The following is a 16,345-nucleotide window of genomic DNA, read 5'->3' on the forward strand; positions in this document are numbered from 1 at the left end:
ATCTCCGAGTTCACCGAATCTCTCGGTGAATAGGAGTAACGGCTGGTTGGCACAGCCATCGACGTTCCTGTTTGACAAGGAAACTGGTGCGTTTGCACCTCAAGAACAGGTCACGTCGTAAACCACAATATCCCAACCCAGCGGCACGGTGCCGTGGGAATCCTCGCGCTTCAGCGCGGGGAGGATGTCAAACGGGCTCAACGAAATGGAACCGCAGTGTCGGTGTGTGATATATTATTCACTTCGAAACCGCACCGCGTCTGTGTTCGACTCTTCTCAGGGCCCCCTCTCGGCCGGCCCCGAGTTTTTGATCGTGAGCGTCGTCGCCATGTCGCCGTCCGGATCCACGGTCAGCGTGTAGTCGGCGGCCTCGACGACCTTCGAGCCGGTACCCGGCACGTCGCCGGTGACGACCTCCAGCGCCGCGAGGTCGATCGGAACGGTGACCGTCCGGGTCTCGCCAGGGTCGAGCCCGACGCGCTCGTACCCGACGACCCGCGTGTCGCGGTGCATGACCGACCCGTACGACTGGGTGTTGTACACCTCGACGATGTGTTCGCCGGCCACGTTCCCGGTGTTCGTCACGTCGACACGGACTCTGACCGCTCGTCCGCCGGCCGGATTCCCGAGTGAACTCGGGCTGACTTCGAGATCCGAGTACTCGAAGGTGGTGTAAGAGAGCCCGTGTCCGTAGGGGTACAGCGGGTCGTGAAGTTTGCCGGGCCAGGCGTTGTGATGGACCGGACCGTGACCCACCGTCTGCGGCCAGGTGAAACCGAGTCTCCCCGAGGGGTTGTACTCACCCAGCAGCGTCTCGGCGATGGCGGTGCCGCCGCCGGTCGCGGGTTGGCCCGCGAACAGTAACCCGTCTAGGTGCTGGAAGGTCGTCTGGTTGCCGCGGGGACTCCCCGCGTACTCGACACCGACGATCGGCGTGTCGTCGCTCGCGTTGTCGACGACCGTCCGGAGTATCTCTCGCTGGGTTTCGGGGAGTTCGAGGGTGTCGCGGTCCCCGAACCCCTCGTTGTGTGGCGCTTCCCCGAGCACGACGACGACGGCGTCGGCGTCGGGAGCCGCGTCCTCGACGGCGCTCCGTTGCTCGTCGGTGAACTGGTACGCCGCCTCCGCTTGCTCGTGAGCGGTCAGTCCGGGGGCTGCCCACCACTGCGAACGGTCCATCGTCGTCGGGACGTGCGTGATATTCCCGCTGCCGAACGCCTCCTCCAGTTCCGCCATCATCGTCGTGCCGGCCGGTCGCGGACCGCCTTCCGAGAGACCGCCGTCCTCGATACCCTGCCAGCCGAGCGTCCACCCGCCGTACTGCATCAGGATGCGGTTTTCGATCCCGCTGGGGCTGACCCCCGGTCCCGTCACCAGCAGGTTCTCATCGCCCGAAAGCGGCAGTGCCGGGTCGCCGCCCTCGGTTACGGGATCGTTTTTCAACAGCACCATCGACTCCTTGGCGATGTCCGTGGACATCTGGACCGACTCGTCGTTACCGACCAGCTCGCCGACCTGGGACTCGTCGGCGTAGGGGTCAGCGAACAGGCCGAGGTCCCGTTTGAGTTCCAGGATACGTCGGACGGACTCGTCGATACGTCCCTCTGAGAGGTCGCCGGAGTTGACCAGTTCCTCGACGAAAGTGACGAATTGAACCGGGTCCAGCGGTCGGCCGTCGTTGCCGCCGCCGAGCATGGCCATGTCGACACCTGCCTCAATGGCGGCCTTGACGGCCATCTTCTTACCCTCGGTGCTGTCGGGGAACAACTCGTGGATGTCGATCATCCGGTAGAGGTCGTTCCAGTCGGTGAGGATCACGCCCTCGAAGTCGTACTCGCCGCGGAGGACATCGGTCAGCAGCCAAGAGGAGGCGTGGGCGGGCACGCCGTTGACCGACCCGCTGTTGACCATCACCATGCCGCCGCCCTCTCGAAGGGTGACCTCGAACGGTGGAAACAGCGTCTCTCGGAGGTCCCGAAGCGAGGTGTTGACGGCCGCCCGGTCGTTGCCGTTGTACGGTACCTCGTAGCCGGCGAAGTGCTTGGGCGTCGCAGTGACGCGGTCGTTGGTTTCCAGCGCCCGATTGCGCGCAGCCGAGATGTCACCAAGGACCTTTTGAGACTCGCTGATCCCTTCGAAGTACCGTCCCCAGCGAGGATCGCGCAGGAGTTCGATCGTCGGGGCGTACGTCTCGTGACAGCCCGTGGCTGCGATCATGTCCGACGTGTGTTCTTCGGCTCGTTCGATCAACTCCGGATCGCGCGTCGCTCCCATGTTGAGCCGCTGTGGGAGCGCCGTCGCGCCGTCGACGTAGGCCGCGCCGTGAGTGCCGTCGATGCCGTAGAAGAACGGGATGCCGTGCGGCGAGTTCTCGACGTTGTACTCCTGGAGATCATTGATGCCGGCGACCAGTTCTTCGGGGTCGAAGGTCGGCGGCGCGGAGCCGCCGGACAGCACGGACCCCGTTCCGAGTTCCGCGAAGAGGTCGCCGACCGTTTCGACCTGTTCGTGGACCACCTCGCCGGCCGGGTCAAGCGACCCGATGACCGGTTGCATCATCTGCCCGGCTTTCTCCCTGACCGACATCCGGTTGAGCAGCTGCTCGAACGATGTTCCCTCACCCGCGGCGCTCCCCGTGCTGAACCCGAGACCGGTCGCAGTGGCCGCTACGCCGGTCGTCTTCATAAACGTCCGGCGTGACGGTCCACGTTCTCTCCCGTCGTCTGCATTTTTATTTGACATTACTTCCGAGGGTCTCGTCGGGTATATAATAATTGTTATGCACATACCAGGTGACCGGGAATCGGTGCCTCACAGAGCCGGATAGAACGCTGGCCTTCGCGCGGAATGGGCGCGCTTGCACACCACCCCGCGGCCGACGAAACGCTCTTTCCGGTACCGGCGCCATGGAGCGTATGGTTCCTCCGACGGACGACGCCGGCTCGCATCCCGACGACGGCGACGCCCGCGGTGACGACGACGGCGGCTCGCTCGAACCCACCGAGGTCGCCGTCGCGCTCCGGGAGTACGGCGAGGGGCTCGGGACCGCCGTCGAGTCTGCGCTCGCGGGGCGGGCAGGCGTCGTCGCCGTCGGCGTCCCGCTCGGGCTGCTGCCACCGATCCTGGCGGCCCGGGAGCGAACCGACGACGGGGCGCCGTGGCGGATCGCCTGTCGACCCGGCGTCGCCGATGCCCTCGGACGGGCGTTCGCTCTGGGCACCGCCGTCGCCGAGGCGGTGGCGGACGGATCGGTCGCGCTCCGGACGACCGCGGGCGGCGAGGATTCGGGCGACGGTGCCGCCGACGGCGGTTCGAAACCCGCTCCCGCCGCCCGTTCGTTGGTGTTCGCGACGCCGGACCGCGTCGACGCGGTCGCCGGCCCGCGCGCGGACCCGACGCTCGTCTCGGAGACGGCCGACGTGACCGTCTCGGCGGCGCGTCGAGCCGCGACGGAGCGGTTCGAGGCGGCGACGCCCGCGGACGTGGGGATGCCCTCGCGGACGCGGCTGCTGGCGGCGGCCCACGAGGTGCTCGACGACCGCTTCGCGGACGACGTCGCGGCGGTTCTGGACGCGCTCGAGTACGGGGAGGTCGGCCGGACCGGGACCGTCACCGACCGGGCCCTCCTCGTCGCGGTGGCGGCACGCCACGACCACCTGTTCCGCGATCTCCGGCGGTGGGTCGACGGCGGGGGGGGCGTGAGTGACGGAAAGGGGGGCGTGAGTGACCGAAAGGGGGGCGTGAGTGACGGAGGGGACCGGGTCGCGATCGCGCCCGGGCAGGAGCTCACCGCCGACAGACGCGCGCTCGCGGAGCGAGAGCTGATCGAGTCGATCAAGATACCGATGGGGCCTGGGCGACCCAAGCTCCGACTGCGGGCCGTGGACGAGGCGCTCCTCCGAGCCAGGCCGAGCGAGGTGCTCAGCGTGCTCCGGGGCCGGTTCGCGCTCCCGCTCGACGAGGACGGGACGCTCCGACGGGGACCCGACGACGGGGGGCGTCGCCCGGTGTGGGAGCGGAAGCGGTGAGGAGCGGCGCGAGGGCGGCGGTCGTCGCCGCCGACCCGCGGTCGGAACCGGAAATCCCTGGCCGCCCCGGCCGGCGACGTGACAAGAACTAACTCCCGGCGGCGCCCCCGAACGGGTATGCCGAAGTTCTCCGACAGGGTCGAGCGGATCTCCATCAGCGGGATCCGCGAGGTGTTCGAGGCGGCCGGCGACGACGCGATCAACCTCGGGCTCGGACAGCCCGACTTTCCGACGCCGGCGCACGCGCGGCAGGCCGCCGTCGACGCGATCGAGGACGGGAAGGCGGACGCCTACACCGAGAACAAAGGGATGCGATCGCTCAGGGAGGCGATCGCGGAAAAACACCGGACCGACCAGGGGATCGACCTCGACCCCGCGAACGTGATCGCCACCGCGGGCGGGAGCGAGGCGCTACACGTCGCGATGGAGGCGCACGTGAGCGCGGGCGACGAGGTCGTGATCCCGGATCCGGGGTTCGTCTCCTACGACGCGCTCGCGAAGCTCGCGGGCGGCGAACCGGTTCCCGCCCCGCTGCGCGACGACCTCACTATCGATCCGGCCGCGGTCGAGGCCGCGATCACCGACGACACGGCGGCGTTCGTGGTGAACTCGCCCGGGAACCCGACCGGAGCGGTCTCCTCCGAGGACGACGTCCGGGAGTTCGCGCGGATCGCGGACGAGCACGACGTGCTCTGCATCTCCGACGAGGTGTACGAGTACACCGTCTTCGACGGCGAGCACCGCTCGCCGACGGAGTTCGCGGAGACGGACAACGTCGTCGTCGTCAACTCCGCCTCGAAGCTCTTCTCGATGACCGGCTGGCGGCTCGGCTGGGTGTACGGCTCCGACGAGCGCGTCGAGCGCATGCTGCGCGTCCACCAGTACGCGCAGGCCTGCGCGTCCGCTCCCGCCCAGTACGCGGCGGAGGGCGCGCTCCGCGGCGACCGCGGGATCGTCGACGAGATGACCGCCTCCTTCCGGCGGCGGCGGGACCTCCTCCTGGAGGGCTTCGACGAGATCGGCCTTGACTGCCCCACGCCGCAGGGGGCGTTCTACGCGATGCCGCGGGTGCCCGAGGGGTTCGTCGACGAATGCCTCGACCGCGGCGTGATAGTCGTCCCCGGGGAGGCGTTCGGCGAGCACGGACGCGGTCACGCGCGCATCTCGTACGCGACCGACGAGAGCGAACTCCGCGAGGCGCTTGCCGTGATGGGCGAGGCGTACGAGGCGGTTCAGTAGCGTCAATTTCTGCCGTCCGATAACCTCAGAGCATTACCCGGGTGCGAGAGGTTTCCGCAAGTTATACTGCGACCCACGGAGTACCGAGGGGTAATGGACCGGAACATTCAGGTCAGCCGTCTCGACCGGCGGGCCGTCGAGGACCAGGAGGTCGAGATCGTCGAGCGGAAGGGTATCGGACACCCTGACTCGATCTGCGACGGGATCGCGGAGTCGGTGTCGCGGGCGCTCTCGCAGCTCTACTTGGACCGCGTCGGGAAGGTGCTCCACTACAACACCGACGAGACGCAGCTCGTCGCCGGACGCGCCGCGCCCGCCTACGGCGGCGGCGAGGTGGTCGAACCGATCTACGTGCTCATCGTCGGCCGCGCCACGAAGGAGTACGAGGGCGAGCAGCTCCCGGTCGACTCCACCGCGCTGGCGGCCGCCCGCGACTACCTCGCGGAGGCGATCCCGGAGCTGGAGTACGGGACCGACGTCATCGTCGACGCGAAGCTCGGCGAGGGCTCTGGCGACCTCCAGGACGTCTTCGGCGAGGAGACCCAGCAGGTGCCGATGGCGAACGACACCTCCTTCGGCGTCGGCCACGCGCCGCTCACCGAGACCGAGACGATCGTCCACGAGGCCGAGCGCGCGCTCAACGGGCGCTACCACGACGACCACCCCGAGCTCGGTCCCGACGTGAAGATCATGGGCAAACGGGAGGGCGACCGGATCGACATCACGGTCGCGGCCGCGATGGTCGACCGATACGTCGACGGGCTCGAGGAGTACGACGACGCGGTCGACGACGTGCGCGAGTTCGTCACCGGCATCGCCGAGGACCACACCGACCGGGAGGTCCACGTCGACGTCAACACCGCCGACGACTACGACGAGGGGTCGGTGTACCTCACCGTCACCGGCACCTCCGCCGAGCATGGCGACGACGGCTCGGTCGGTCGGGGCAACCGCGCGAACGGGCTCATCACCCCGAACCGGCCGATGTCCATGGAGGCGACCTCCGGGAAGAACCCCGTCAACCACATCGGGAAGATCTACAACCTCCTGTCGACGCGGATCGCCGAGTCGGTCACCGACGAGGTCGACGGGATCCGCGACCTCCAGGTTCGCCTCCTCTCGCAGATCGGCCGGCCGATCGACGAGCCGCACGTCGCCGACGCGCAGCTCGTCACCGAGGAGGGCGTCGCGCTCGGCGACATCGAACCGGAGGTCCTCGAGATCGTCGACCGCGAGCTGGCCGACGTCACCGACGTGACCCGCAGCGTCATCGACGGCGACGTCTCGACGTTCTGAGCCGGCGGGAGACGGGTCGTCCGCCGTGTCGTCGCTCCGACGACGCTCGACGACGACCCGACGACCGCAACCGATTTCACGAGCCGGCGAGACCGATCGACCGTGACGCGGGTGTGTCTCCTCGGCGATCCGGACGTCAACCTCACCTACGAGCTGCTGTCCCGCGAGACCGCCCGAGACGCGCTCGCGACCTACGACATCTCGGAGCCGTTCGCGAACAGCCTCGCCGTCGACACCGTGAGCCTCGGCGCCGCCGTGGCGCTGTTGAACGACCTCAACTGGTACCTGGTCCGCTTCGTCGACGAGGCGCTCGTCCGCGAGCCGTCGATCTCGACCGACGAGTGGCTCTCCCGCGATCTGGCCCGCGAGGTGCGCGACGGCGCGGTCCCACCGGAGGAGACGGATCAGCGGCTGAAGGTGTTCGGCCTCGTCGACGGGCGGCCCGTCGAACCGCTGTACGTCCGCCGGAAACAGGGGGAGACGCCCGAGTACGACCTCCGCGAGGTCGACGAGACCGTGATCGTCCGGGTGAGTGAGTCCGAGTTCTCTGGCTAAAACAGCGCCTCGCTCTCGTCGAGCACGTGCGCGGGGCCGCCGACCTCCCAGACGTCGGTGTCGATCCCGATTTCGGCGATCCGGCTCTCGACCTCGTCGGCGTGCTCGGTGAAGGTGTTGACGTACACCGAGGCGCCGGTGTCCGTCGAGAAGTACACTGGGACCCCCGACTCGCGAAGCTCGCGGACCGCGTTGAACACCTCGATCGTCTCCGGCTGCCAGTACACCCAGCCCGCGGGGCCGGTCATCGTCGTGGCCGTCAGCGAGAGCGAGTCGTGCTCGGCGGTCTCGAAGATCCGGCCGAAGTCGCCCTCGCGGAGCGCGTCGGTCATCTCGACGAGCTGGTCCTGCACGTGGGCAGTCCGCGCCTGCATCATGTGACTCGCGGCGGCCTCGCGGTGCGCCTCCTCCGTCTCTTTATAAGCGGGAACGTGCGCGGCGACGATCCGGAGGTCCGCCTCGGGGTCGAAGCCGTCCTCGCCCGTGCCCACGTCCAGTCGGTGCGAGCGGCAGTCCGCGTCGTTGAGCCCCGCGTCGAGCCGGGAGTACGCGCCCGTTACCGCGCGGGCGGCCGAGGAGGAGCCGCGGCGGGCGACGGTGGAGACCTCGGGGAGCGACAGGTCGAGCCCCGCGGCCTCGACGAGTGCGAGCGCGGCGGCCGCGAACCCGGAGGACGAGGAGCCGAACCCGATGTTCGACGGGAAGGAGTTCTCGCTCTCCAGCCGGACGGCGGCGTCGACGCCGGCCAGCTCGCGGACGTGGTCGACGACCATGTCGATGCGTTCCGCCGCCCGACCGTCGACCTCCTCGCCGCCGATGAGGTATCTGTCCTCGCTCGCGTCGGGCTGCCACTCCACCGTGGTCGTCGTCGCGGTCGGGGCGGTACAGAGGCTGATACTGTCGTGATACGGGAGCCGGAGCTCCGGGTCGCGCATCCCGTGGTACTTGACGAGCCCCTGGATCGGGTGGGCCCGCGCGGTGGCCTTCTCTGTCATACCTCGGGAAGCGTCCGGCGGGGGATTAGTCGTTGCGATGGGCGGGAGGGAACCGACGCCTGTCGGCGAGCGCTCAGTACGTCTCGACGTCGAGGCCGTCGATTCGCTCGAAGTGGTCGCGATTGCGGGTCACGACCGGTTCGTCATTCAAAAGCGCCGTCGCCCCGACGATACAGTCCTCTCTGTCGGTCTCTTGGCCGCTAGCGCGAAGCGAGCCGGAAATCTTCCCCGCTTTTCGCATCACGGTCTCGTCGGCGACGACCGCGTGACGCGTGTCGAGAACGTCGAGGATCGCTTCTCGGCGGTCTTCGGGAGCGTTCAACTGCGGGACCGCTTCGTACAGTTCGAGTACCGTTATCGAGGAAATCCTCTCGCGACGATTCCCCCGTTCGACGAGGTCGAGGTATCGGATCGCGTCCCGGTCGTCGCGTAGTACGTCGGTGATAAATGTCGTGGCCTCGATCATTCGTCCTCCGAGCGTCCGAATCGAGACGTTCGCGCCGATCGCGAGAACGGGACCGTCCCTCTTCGACGAGGGATTCGAGTTCGTCGGCTTCGGCCTCCGAAAGGATCCCGGCGACGTCCGTCCACGAGCGCTCGCCGGCGATCCGCTTGACCACGTCGGAAAACGACTCTCCCTCCCGCTTACGCGATTTGAGCCGCTCGTAGGCCTCCTCGTCGAGCGAGATCGTTTTCGTCGACATCACAGTACACAGTTACGTGTGTATATTTATATATGTCAGCGCCGAGATCGAGGTTGAGGCCCGGCAGTAGCTCACTCTACGCGGATTCCCGGACTAGCAGATAAATCACGACCACCAACAGCATCACGTCCAGCCCCGCGATCACCGTTAGCGGAGTGCCGAACCCCCACTGCCACGCCCAGTCGTTGTCCCGGACCGTCGCGTCTTTATATATCCACCTGCCGAGCGTCGCCCACAGGACGAGCAGCGCCGCCAACAGGAACAGTTCATCGCGGGCGACGGTGGCGCCCCAGATCCGATACGTCGGTAGCTGCGCCACGGAGGGTGCGAGGACCATCGATGTGTTCGGTTATTTGTCCTGTTTATAAAAAAAACCGATATCGAGAAATTAGTTCGGATCGGATAAATCACCACCTCCCTCACCCGCTTCCGTCCCCGCGACGGCGACGCGATCGAGGGGATCCCTTTTTGACCGGGCGGCGGATACTCCGCGTCATGACCGAGTACACCGTCGAGTTCGTCGGCACCGGCGAGACGATCGAGGTGGCCGACACGGAGACGATCCTCCAGCCCTGCATCGAGAAGGGGATCGCACAGGAGTACTCCTGCCGCGTCGGGATGTGCCTCGCCTGCTCCGCGGAGATCGTCGAGGGCGAGGTGACTCAGCCGGCGGCCCGCGGGCTCACCGACGAGGAAGCCGAGGAGTACGCGCTCACCTGCATGGCCCGGCCGCAGTCGGATCTCAAGTTGGACCGCGGCAAGTACCCGCCGAGCATCGAGGACGACGCGGCGACCGCGGTCAGCGAAGACGGCGCGGCCGCGGACGACGACTGACAAGGACCGCTCGACGCGTCAGTAAACACGGACCGCCCGACGCGTCAGTACGGCACCGCGTACAGCGCGATCGCGAGGAACGGAATCAACGCGAGCAGCATCGCGATCGCGTACCCGAACATCTCCCTCGCTTTGACCTCCGTGATCGCCAGCAGCGGCAGCGCCCAGAAGGGGTTCAGCAGGTTCGTGTGCGCGTCGCCGACCGCGTACGCGATCGTGGCCTGTCCGTAAGGGACGCCCAGGCTCTCCGCGGCCTGTAGCACCGAGGGACCGATGACGAGCCACTCGCCGCCGCCGGAGGGAACGAACACGTTCGCGACGGCGCCGACGACCCACGCGATCACCGGGTACGTCGCCGCCGTCGACACGTCGAGGAGCGCTTCCGCGAGCAGCAGCGCGAGGCCGGAGTCGGCCATGATGCCCTGAATCCCGGCGAAGAAGGGAAACAGGAGGACGATTCCGGCCGCCGCGCCGGCCGCGTCGTTGAACCGGTCGCGGTAGTACGCCGGGCGCTGGTAGATCAGCAGTCCGGCGAAGAGGAACCCGAAGTTGACCGCGTTCAGCGTGAACGCACCGAGCCCCTGCCCGAGGAACTGGTAGGCGACGACGGCGACGCCCGAGAGCGCGATCAGCCCGCCGAGGACCCGGCTGTTGTTCAGCCGCTCGGCCGGGACGTCGTCGACGTCGGCCGGCGGTTCGTCGATCGGATCGGCGGCCTCGGCCGCGTCGGTCCCGCCGTCGGCGGCCGCGTCGTCTGGTGCGCGGCCCCCGTCGGCGGCCGCGTCGTCTGGTGCGCGGCCCCCATCCGCCGCCGCGCCGAACAACTCGGCCTCGTCGACGTAGTGCGTGATGCCCTTCGCGCGGCTCCCGGACGGAGCGAGAACGTACAGCATCGCGCTCGCGAAGACGATAGAGAGGGCGGTGAGGGTCAACGCGTACGGGTGGAAGATGGTCTCGACGGCCGGCACGGTCGACGTGAGGAAATCGAAGCCGGTCCCCTCGCCGATGTTGTTCGCGTCGGTCAACTGCAGGGGGGCGGACCCGGAGATACCCCAGTGCCAGGTCAGGCCGAGCCCCATGTAGCCCGCGACCGCCAGCAGCGGGTAGTGGACGTCGATCCCCTTCCGGTGAGCGACCTTCCCCATCTCGCGGGCGAAGATGGCGCCCATGATGAGGCTGAACCCCCAGTGAACCCACGCCAGCGACATCGAGATGAAGCCGACGAACGCCGCCGCCTGCGCCCCGGAGTTGGGGACCTCGGCGAGCCGCTGGAGCAGGGCGTTGACCCGCGGGTGATACGCGATGACGAACCCGGTCATCAGGATCAACACCATCTGCATCGAGAAGCCGAGGAACGCCCAGAAGCCGCCGTACCAGAACTCCAACAGTTCCACGGCACCCGATCCGGTCGCGATGAGACCGGCGGCGAAGACGAAATACGTCAACAAAATTGCAAACACGAAGGGACTTGGCATCCACCGCTCCACGACCGTTGAGATACTGAATCCGATACGTTCGACCACCCCGGCCTCGTCACTTGCTGCCATGCGAATGGTATCCAGCATCCTACAGTATAAATAATGGGATACGGCGCCGCCGCCTCACGCGGGCCGTTCCGGGCGGAGGCGGGGGTTCACTCGACGCGTTCGAACCGGTGTCGAACCACGTCGGCGTCGTCGTCCCAGTCGAAGTTCCCGCCGTGGGCGCGGACCATCCGCTCTTTGTACGCCTCCAGCGACGGCGACCCCTCCCGCTTCGCGTCGGCGTCGGTCATGTCGCCGAGGGTGCGCTCGGTGACCTCGGTCAGCTCGAAGGCGACGCCGTCGACCTCGAACGTGTCGCCCTCCTCGCCGTACCGGTTCCCGCGGTGAAGTTGGGTCACGTCGCCGTCGATCGCGGCCTGTTTCACGCGCTCGTTCGGGAGCAGGTCGGCCGGGTCGTTCTCGGTCGCGTCCGCCGGGTCGCGTTCGGACATGACCGATCGTTGGTACCGAATCAATTTATAATCGCGGACGGGCGAAACCGGCGGTGGACGGTCCGCGCTGACGTCCACAGCGTTCTGCGAATCTCGAAACCGTCGCTCGCGCCGATATTCACGGACGTGAACACCCGCGTTCCCGGCCGAGCCGAGGGATTCAAGATACTGCCGACCCCCTTCTCCGACGATGCGTCAGGACCACCTCATCACCGCGACGCAGCTCTCGCGGGATGACATCGAGGCGGTGCTCGACCGGGCCCGCGACGTCGCCGACGACCCCGCCAACTTCGCGGACCGGCACGCCGGGCGCGTGCTCGCGCTCTGTTTCTTCGAGCCGAGCACGCGCACCCGGATGAGCTTCGACAGCGCGGCCAAACGCCTCGGCATCGACACCGTCGACATGGGCGACGTCGACTCCTCGTCGGTGTCGAAGGGGGAGTCGCTCTCCGACACCGTCCGCGTCATCGAGGGCTACGCGGACGCGCTCGTCCTCCGGCACCCCAGCGAGGGCGCCGCGACGCTGGCCGCCGAGCACGTCTCCGTCCCCGTCGTCAACGCGGGCGACGGCGCGGGACAGCACCCCTCACAGACGCTCCTCGACCTGCACACGATTCGAGAGAATCACGGGCTCGACGGCCTCACGGTCGGGATAATGGGCGACCTGAAGTACGGTCGGACGGTTCACTCGCTCGCGGCCGCGCTCACGGAGTTCGACGCCAACCAGCACTTCATCAGCCCGGAGTCGCTGCGGCTCCCGCGGTCGGTCCGGTTCGACCTCCACGAGACCGGCGCGCAGATGCGCGAGCACACGGACTTGGAGGACGTCCTCGGCGACCTCGACGTGCTGTACGTCACCCGGATTCAGAAGGAGCGGTTCCCCGACGAGAACGAGTACCACCGCGTCGCCGGCGAGTACCGGATCGACGCCGAGACGCTCGAAGACGCCCCCGACGACCTCACCGTGATGCACCCGCTCCCGCGCGTCGACGAGATCGCGCCCGACGTCGACGAGACCGACCACGCGACGTACTTCGAGCAGGCGCACAACGGGATCCCCGTGCGGATGGCGCTGCTCGACACGCTGCTCGAGAACGCCGAGGCCGACGAGGGGATGGAGGTGAACCGATGAGCGACCACGAACTCCGCGTCTCGAAGATCCGCGACGGCACCGTGATCGACCACGTCGAGGGCGGACAGGCGCTCAACGTGCTCGCGATTTTGGGTATCGACGGCTCGGAGGGATTCGGCGTCTCCGTCGGGATGAACGTCCCCTCGGACCGGCTCGGCCGGAAGGACATCGTGAAGGTCGAAGGGCGGGAGCTCTCGCAGTCCGAGGTCGACGTGCTCTCGCTCATCGCGCCCGAGGCGACGATCAACATCGTCCGCGACTTCGAGGTGGTCGAGAAGAACCGGGTCACCCGCCCCGACAGCGTGACGGGCGTGCTGTCGTGTCCGAACCGGAACTGCATCACGAACGCCGGCGAGCCGGTCGAGACCCGGTTCGACGTCGTCGCCGACGGCGTCCGCTGCGACTACTGCTCGACGATCCTGCGCGCCGACATCGCCGACCACATCGACGTGTGAGGCCCGCGAGGTCGCGCGGTTTACGCCGGACCGCGCTCCGGTGCGTCAGACGCTCCGGTAAGTTTTAGCGCCCGCCGGACGATACGTCTCACATGAGCAAGAAAGTCAAGCTTGTCCTGGTCCTGTCGCTCGTGGCGCTCGCGTACTTCATGTTCGCCGGCGACAAGGAGCCGGTGACCGTCGAGTAGCGACCGACGCCTCGACGGGCGACTGCGTACCGACCGACGAGTGATTCCGTACCGACCAGCGACCGCCCGATCCGGCCGATGACCACGGCGGGGTCCCGCGGCCGGATGCCCGCCGTTTTTACCCTTCACGCGCGTACCGGCTGGTATGTACGGGGTCGTCACGCGCAACGCCGACGAGGTCGAGATGGATCCGTTCGACCTCGGCTTCTACGAGGTGAAAGACGTCACGGGGCGCGCGGCCGCGCCGCTGCCGAACGCGGTGAACATGGTGTCGTGTTTCGGTGACAACGCCGCCGCGTCCGAGAACCCGGACCTCGTCCCCGTCGACGACCGCGGCGAGCCGGCGACCCGGGACCGCGACTACTTCGACTGGGCGTACATCTGCCCGACCCACCCGGAGTACCGCGAGGGGCTCTTGGCGATCGTCGAGGACTGCGTCGCCGAGAGCGACGACGTCCGGCTCGACGACGTGGGCTTCCCGCGCGAGGGCTACTGTCGGTGCGACCGCTGCGAGCGGCTGTTCGCCGAGAGCGACCGCGAGCGGTGGGACGACTGGCGCGCCGACGTCATCACCGAGTTCGTCGCGGACGCCGCCGAGCGGATCCCCGGCCGCGTGCTGCTCACGCTGTACCCGGACCCGTATCCCGGCCACCTCCGGGCGCGCGCCGGCCTCGACCTCGACCGACTCGCCGCGCACGTCGACGAGTTCGTCGTCCCGCTGTACGACACCGAGTACGCGACGACCTACTGGCTGGAGGCGATCGCCCGCGGGTTCCGCACGCGGCTCGGCGGCGACTACGACGTCCACGGCGCGCCGCCGGAGACCCCGTTCTCCCTGGAGCTGTACGCGGTCGACGTCGGCGTCGACGAGCTGATCCACGCGACGGAGGTCGCCGAGACGTACGCGAAGGACGTGTTCTTCGGCTACGACGCCAACAACGCGGCCGCCGCGCTCCGCCGGAAGGACGCGGACGGGCGCGACGGCGAGGTCCACCGCCCGGACTGACGCGGTGCAGCGGTCGGTTTCCGTCGGTCCGCTCTCGCCGACCTCGCGAACGAGGGTTTAAATACGGCCGCGGCCGACGCCTACTCGACCGGCCGCCGGCGTGCGACACGCCGGTCGTCTCGCGTTCGCGCGAGGCGGTCGCCTTTCAACGTCCGCGCCGTAGCGGCGGTCGCCCTACACTCGCGAGCCGCCGGCTCGCCCGAGACGGGGCGACTCACCGATCGACCTCGCCCATGATCGTGTCCAGGCTTCCCAGCGAGGCGATCAGGTCCGGGATCGACTCGCCCTCGGCCATCTCGGGGAGCGCCTGGAGGTTCGAGAAGGAGGGGCCGCGGATCTTGAAGCGGGCGGGCGTGTCCGTACCGTCCGCGCGGACGTAGATGCCGAGTTCGCCCTTGGCGGCCTCGACCGCGCGGTAGATCTCGGCGTCGTCGTCCGGGCGGAGCGTCCGGGGCACGTTCGCCTGGACGTTCCGTTCGCCCTCGGGCCAGTCCTCGAGTACGTCGACGCACTGCTCGACGATCTTCGCGGACTCCTCGACCTCTCGCATCCGAACGAGCAGCCGGCTGTAGTTGTCGCACCCCCCCTCGGTGACGACGTCCCAGTCGAGCTCGTCGTAGTAGCCGTACGGGTCGTCGCGGCGCAGGTCGTAGTCGACGCCCGACCCTCGAAGGACGGGCCCCGTGCAGCCGTATTCCTTCGCGACCTCCGGGGGAAGGACCCCGGTGTCGACCGTGCGCACCTGGAGGATCTCGTTGCGGGTGAGGAGGTCGCGGTACTCCTCCAGACGACGCGGGAGTCCGTCGAGGAACGCCCGCACCGTCGAGAAGAACTCCCCGCGGGGCTCGGGGAGGTCCCAGGCGACGCCGCCGAGCCGGAAGTAGTTGAACATCAGCCGCTGGCCGGTCAGGTCCTCGAGGACGTCCTGGACGCGCTCTCGCTCCTGGATGGCGTACATGAACGTCGCCGTGAAGTCGCCGATCACGTCGAGCGCGTACGCCCCCATCGCCAGCATGTGCGAGAGGATACGACTGCACTCCGCGGCCATGGTGCGGATGACCTGCGCGTATTCGGGCACCCGGATGTCCGCGAGGTCCTCGGCGACGCGCGCGTACGCCCACTCGTTGAGCAGGCCGCCACCGCCCCAGTCCCACCGGTCGGGGTACGGCATGATCTGGTGGCGGTACGTGCCCGACTGGGCCATCTGCTCCTCGCAGCGGTGGATGTAGCCGATGTCCGGCTCCACGCCGACGACGTCCTCCCCGTCGAGGGTGACTTGGAGGTGGAGGACGCCGTGGGTCGCCGGGTGGTGCGGCCCGATGTTGAGAAGCATGGTCTCGGTCCCGGTCGCTGTCGACGAGCCCGGTTCGAGGGGCTCGTTCTCGGAGAGCGCGACGATCTGCGGCCGGTCCCGGTCGTACCCCATCGACAGGGGGTGGCCCTGCCACGTCTCCGGCAGGAGGATCCGCCGGAGGTCGGGGTGGTCGTCGTACCGGATCCCGACGAGGTCGTACGCCTCCCGCTCGTGCCAGTCGGCGGTCCGGAACACGGGCTCGGCGGACTCCGAGACCGGGTCGTCCTTATCCGCAGGCACGACGAGACCGACCTCTCTAGTCGGGTCGTCGAACGAGCGGAGGTGGTAGATCGACTCGTACCGGTTCTCGTACTCCTGGGCGGTGACGCAAGCCAGGTGGTCGTAGCCGGCCTCCGATTTCAGCGTCGAGAGGGCCTCCTGAACCGCGTCCGGACGAACACGTGCTGCGGGGGCGTTCAGATGCGTTTCGCGGGTACCGATCAGTTCCGATATCGACGAGAACGGGTCCGATTCCTCCGCCGCGTCGATCCCGACTGTCGTCGCGTCGATCGACATACGTGGACCGACGCGTCCGGACGCCCCGGGTCTTCTGCCGGATCAGGACGGGTATTTATACCGGATCC

General features: G+C 68.1%; 15 protein-coding genes and 1 pseudogene. 8 read left to right on the plus strand and 8 right to left on the minus strand.

Annotated elements, in window-relative coordinates; all coding sequences use genetic code 11:
• Nucleotides 1-276: 276 nt before the first annotated feature.
• Nucleotides 277-2,685 carry a beta-glucosidase gene (locus tag R6U01_RS02490; RefSeq protein WP_410284882.1) on the minus strand — a complete coding sequence of 803 codons (2,409 nt, stop codon included), beginning with the start codon at nt 2,683-2,685 and terminating at the stop codon, nt 277-279.
• Between the two features lie 230 nt (nt 2,686-2,915).
• Between R6U01_RS02490 and R6U01_RS02495 the strand changes: the two genes are divergently transcribed.
• The 4 genes from R6U01_RS02495 to R6U01_RS02510 all read left to right on the plus strand — a co-directional run bounded on the left by R6U01_RS02495 (nt 2,916) and on the right by R6U01_RS02510 (nt 7,118).
• The gene (locus tag R6U01_RS02495) at nt 2,916-4,028 is read left to right on the plus strand and encodes a DUF5821 family protein (RefSeq protein WP_410284883.1); all 1,113 of its coding nucleotides are present in this window, start codon (nt 2,916-2,918) and stop codon (nt 4,026-4,028) included.
• Nucleotides 4,029-4,145: 117 nt separating this feature from the next.
• The gene (locus R6U01_RS02500) at nt 4,146-5,267 is read left to right on the plus strand and encodes a pyridoxal phosphate-dependent aminotransferase (RefSeq protein ID WP_410284884.1); all 1,122 of its coding nucleotides are present in this window, start codon (nt 4,146-4,148) and stop codon (nt 5,265-5,267) included.
• A 93-nt stretch (nt 5,268-5,360) separates the two neighbouring features.
• Complete coding sequence (locus R6U01_RS02505; protein ID WP_410284885.1) at nt 5,361-6,563, plus strand: methionine adenosyltransferase; 1,203 nt, start codon at nt 5,361-5,363, stop codon at nt 6,561-6,563.
• A gap of 102 nt (nt 6,564-6,665) precedes the next feature.
• A complete protein-coding gene (locus R6U01_RS02510; protein ID WP_410284886.1) occupies nt 6,666-7,118 on the plus strand; it encodes a DUF5804 family protein in 453 nt (150 codons plus the stop codon).
• Here R6U01_RS02510 and mvaD read toward each other — a convergent pair.
• The 4 genes and pseudogenes from mvaD to R6U01_RS02530 form a co-directional block, all read right to left on the minus strand.
• Nucleotides 7,115-8,113, minus strand: a complete 999-nt coding sequence (gene mvaD, locus R6U01_RS02515; protein ID WP_410284887.1) for a phosphomevalonate decarboxylase MvaD — start codon at nt 8,111-8,113, stop codon at nt 7,115-7,117. The genes R6U01_RS02510 and mvaD overlap by 4 nt on opposite strands.
• 73 nt (nt 8,114-8,186) lie before the next feature.
• Nucleotides 8,187-8,579, minus strand: a complete 393-nt coding sequence (locus tag R6U01_RS02520; protein ID WP_410284888.1) for a PIN domain-containing protein — start codon at nt 8,577-8,579, stop codon at nt 8,187-8,189.
• 7 nt (nt 8,580-8,586) lie between these two features.
• Nucleotides 8,587-8,817 (minus strand): annotated as a pseudogene (locus R6U01_RS02525) (antitoxin VapB family protein); the annotation flags it as partial.
• Nucleotides 8,818-8,893: 76 nt separating this feature from the next.
• A complete protein-coding gene (locus R6U01_RS02530) occupies nt 8,894-9,154 on the minus strand; it encodes a hypothetical protein (RefSeq protein ID WP_410284889.1) in 261 nt (86 codons plus the stop codon).
• A 158-nt stretch (nt 9,155-9,312) separates the two neighbouring features.
• Here R6U01_RS02530 and R6U01_RS02535 point away from each other — a divergent pair, with 158 nt between their 5' ends.
• Nucleotides 9,313-9,651, plus strand: coding sequence for a 2Fe-2S iron-sulfur cluster-binding protein (locus tag R6U01_RS02535; RefSeq protein WP_410284890.1), 339 nt, complete (start codon nt 9,313-9,315; stop codon nt 9,649-9,651).
• A gap of 44 nt (nt 9,652-9,695) precedes the next feature.
• Here the strand turns inward: R6U01_RS02535 and R6U01_RS02540 are convergent, their stop codons facing one another.
• Nucleotides 9,696-11,198: a short-chain fatty acid transporter gene (locus R6U01_RS02540; protein ID WP_410284891.1), complete on the minus strand. Its 1,503-nt coding sequence runs from the start codon at nt 11,196-11,198 to the stop codon at nt 9,696-9,698.
• An 86-nt stretch (nt 11,199-11,284) separates the two neighbouring features.
• A complete protein-coding gene (locus tag R6U01_RS02545; protein WP_410284892.1) occupies nt 11,285-11,626 on the minus strand; it encodes an ASCH domain-containing protein in 342 nt (113 codons plus the stop codon).
• A gap of 190 nt (nt 11,627-11,816) precedes the next feature.
• Here R6U01_RS02545 and pyrB point away from each other — a divergent pair, with 190 nt between their 5' ends.
• The 3 genes from pyrB (at nt 11,817) to R6U01_RS02560 (ending at nt 14,407) form a co-directional block, all read left to right on the plus strand.
• A complete protein-coding gene (gene pyrB, locus R6U01_RS02550; protein WP_410284893.1) occupies nt 11,817-12,758 on the plus strand; it encodes an aspartate carbamoyltransferase in 942 nt (313 codons plus the stop codon).
• Nucleotides 12,755-13,213: an aspartate carbamoyltransferase regulatory subunit gene (gene pyrI, locus R6U01_RS02555; RefSeq protein ID WP_410284894.1), complete on the plus strand. Its 459-nt coding sequence runs from the start codon at nt 12,755-12,757 to the stop codon at nt 13,211-13,213. Before pyrB ends, pyrI begins: the two co-directional genes overlap by 4 nt.
• Nucleotides 13,214-13,546: 333 nt before the next feature.
• Nucleotides 13,547-14,407 (plus strand): hypothetical protein, encoded by an 861-nt coding sequence (locus tag R6U01_RS02560; protein WP_410284895.1) that lies wholly within the window; start codon nt 13,547-13,549, stop codon nt 14,405-14,407.
• A gap of 214 nt (nt 14,408-14,621) precedes the next feature.
• On the opposite strand, the gene R6U01_RS02565 is transcribed toward R6U01_RS02560, so the two are convergent.
• Nucleotides 14,622-16,277 (minus strand): NADH-quinone oxidoreductase subunit D, encoded by a 1,656-nt coding sequence (locus R6U01_RS02565; RefSeq protein ID WP_410284896.1) that lies wholly within the window; start codon nt 16,275-16,277, stop codon nt 14,622-14,624.
• Between the last annotated feature and the right edge of the window lie 68 nt (nt 16,278-16,345).

This window comes from Halorubrum sp. (genome assembly GCF_046498025.1).
Taxonomy (GTDB): Archaea; Halobacteriota; Halobacteria; order Halobacteriales; family Haloferacaceae; genus Halorubrum.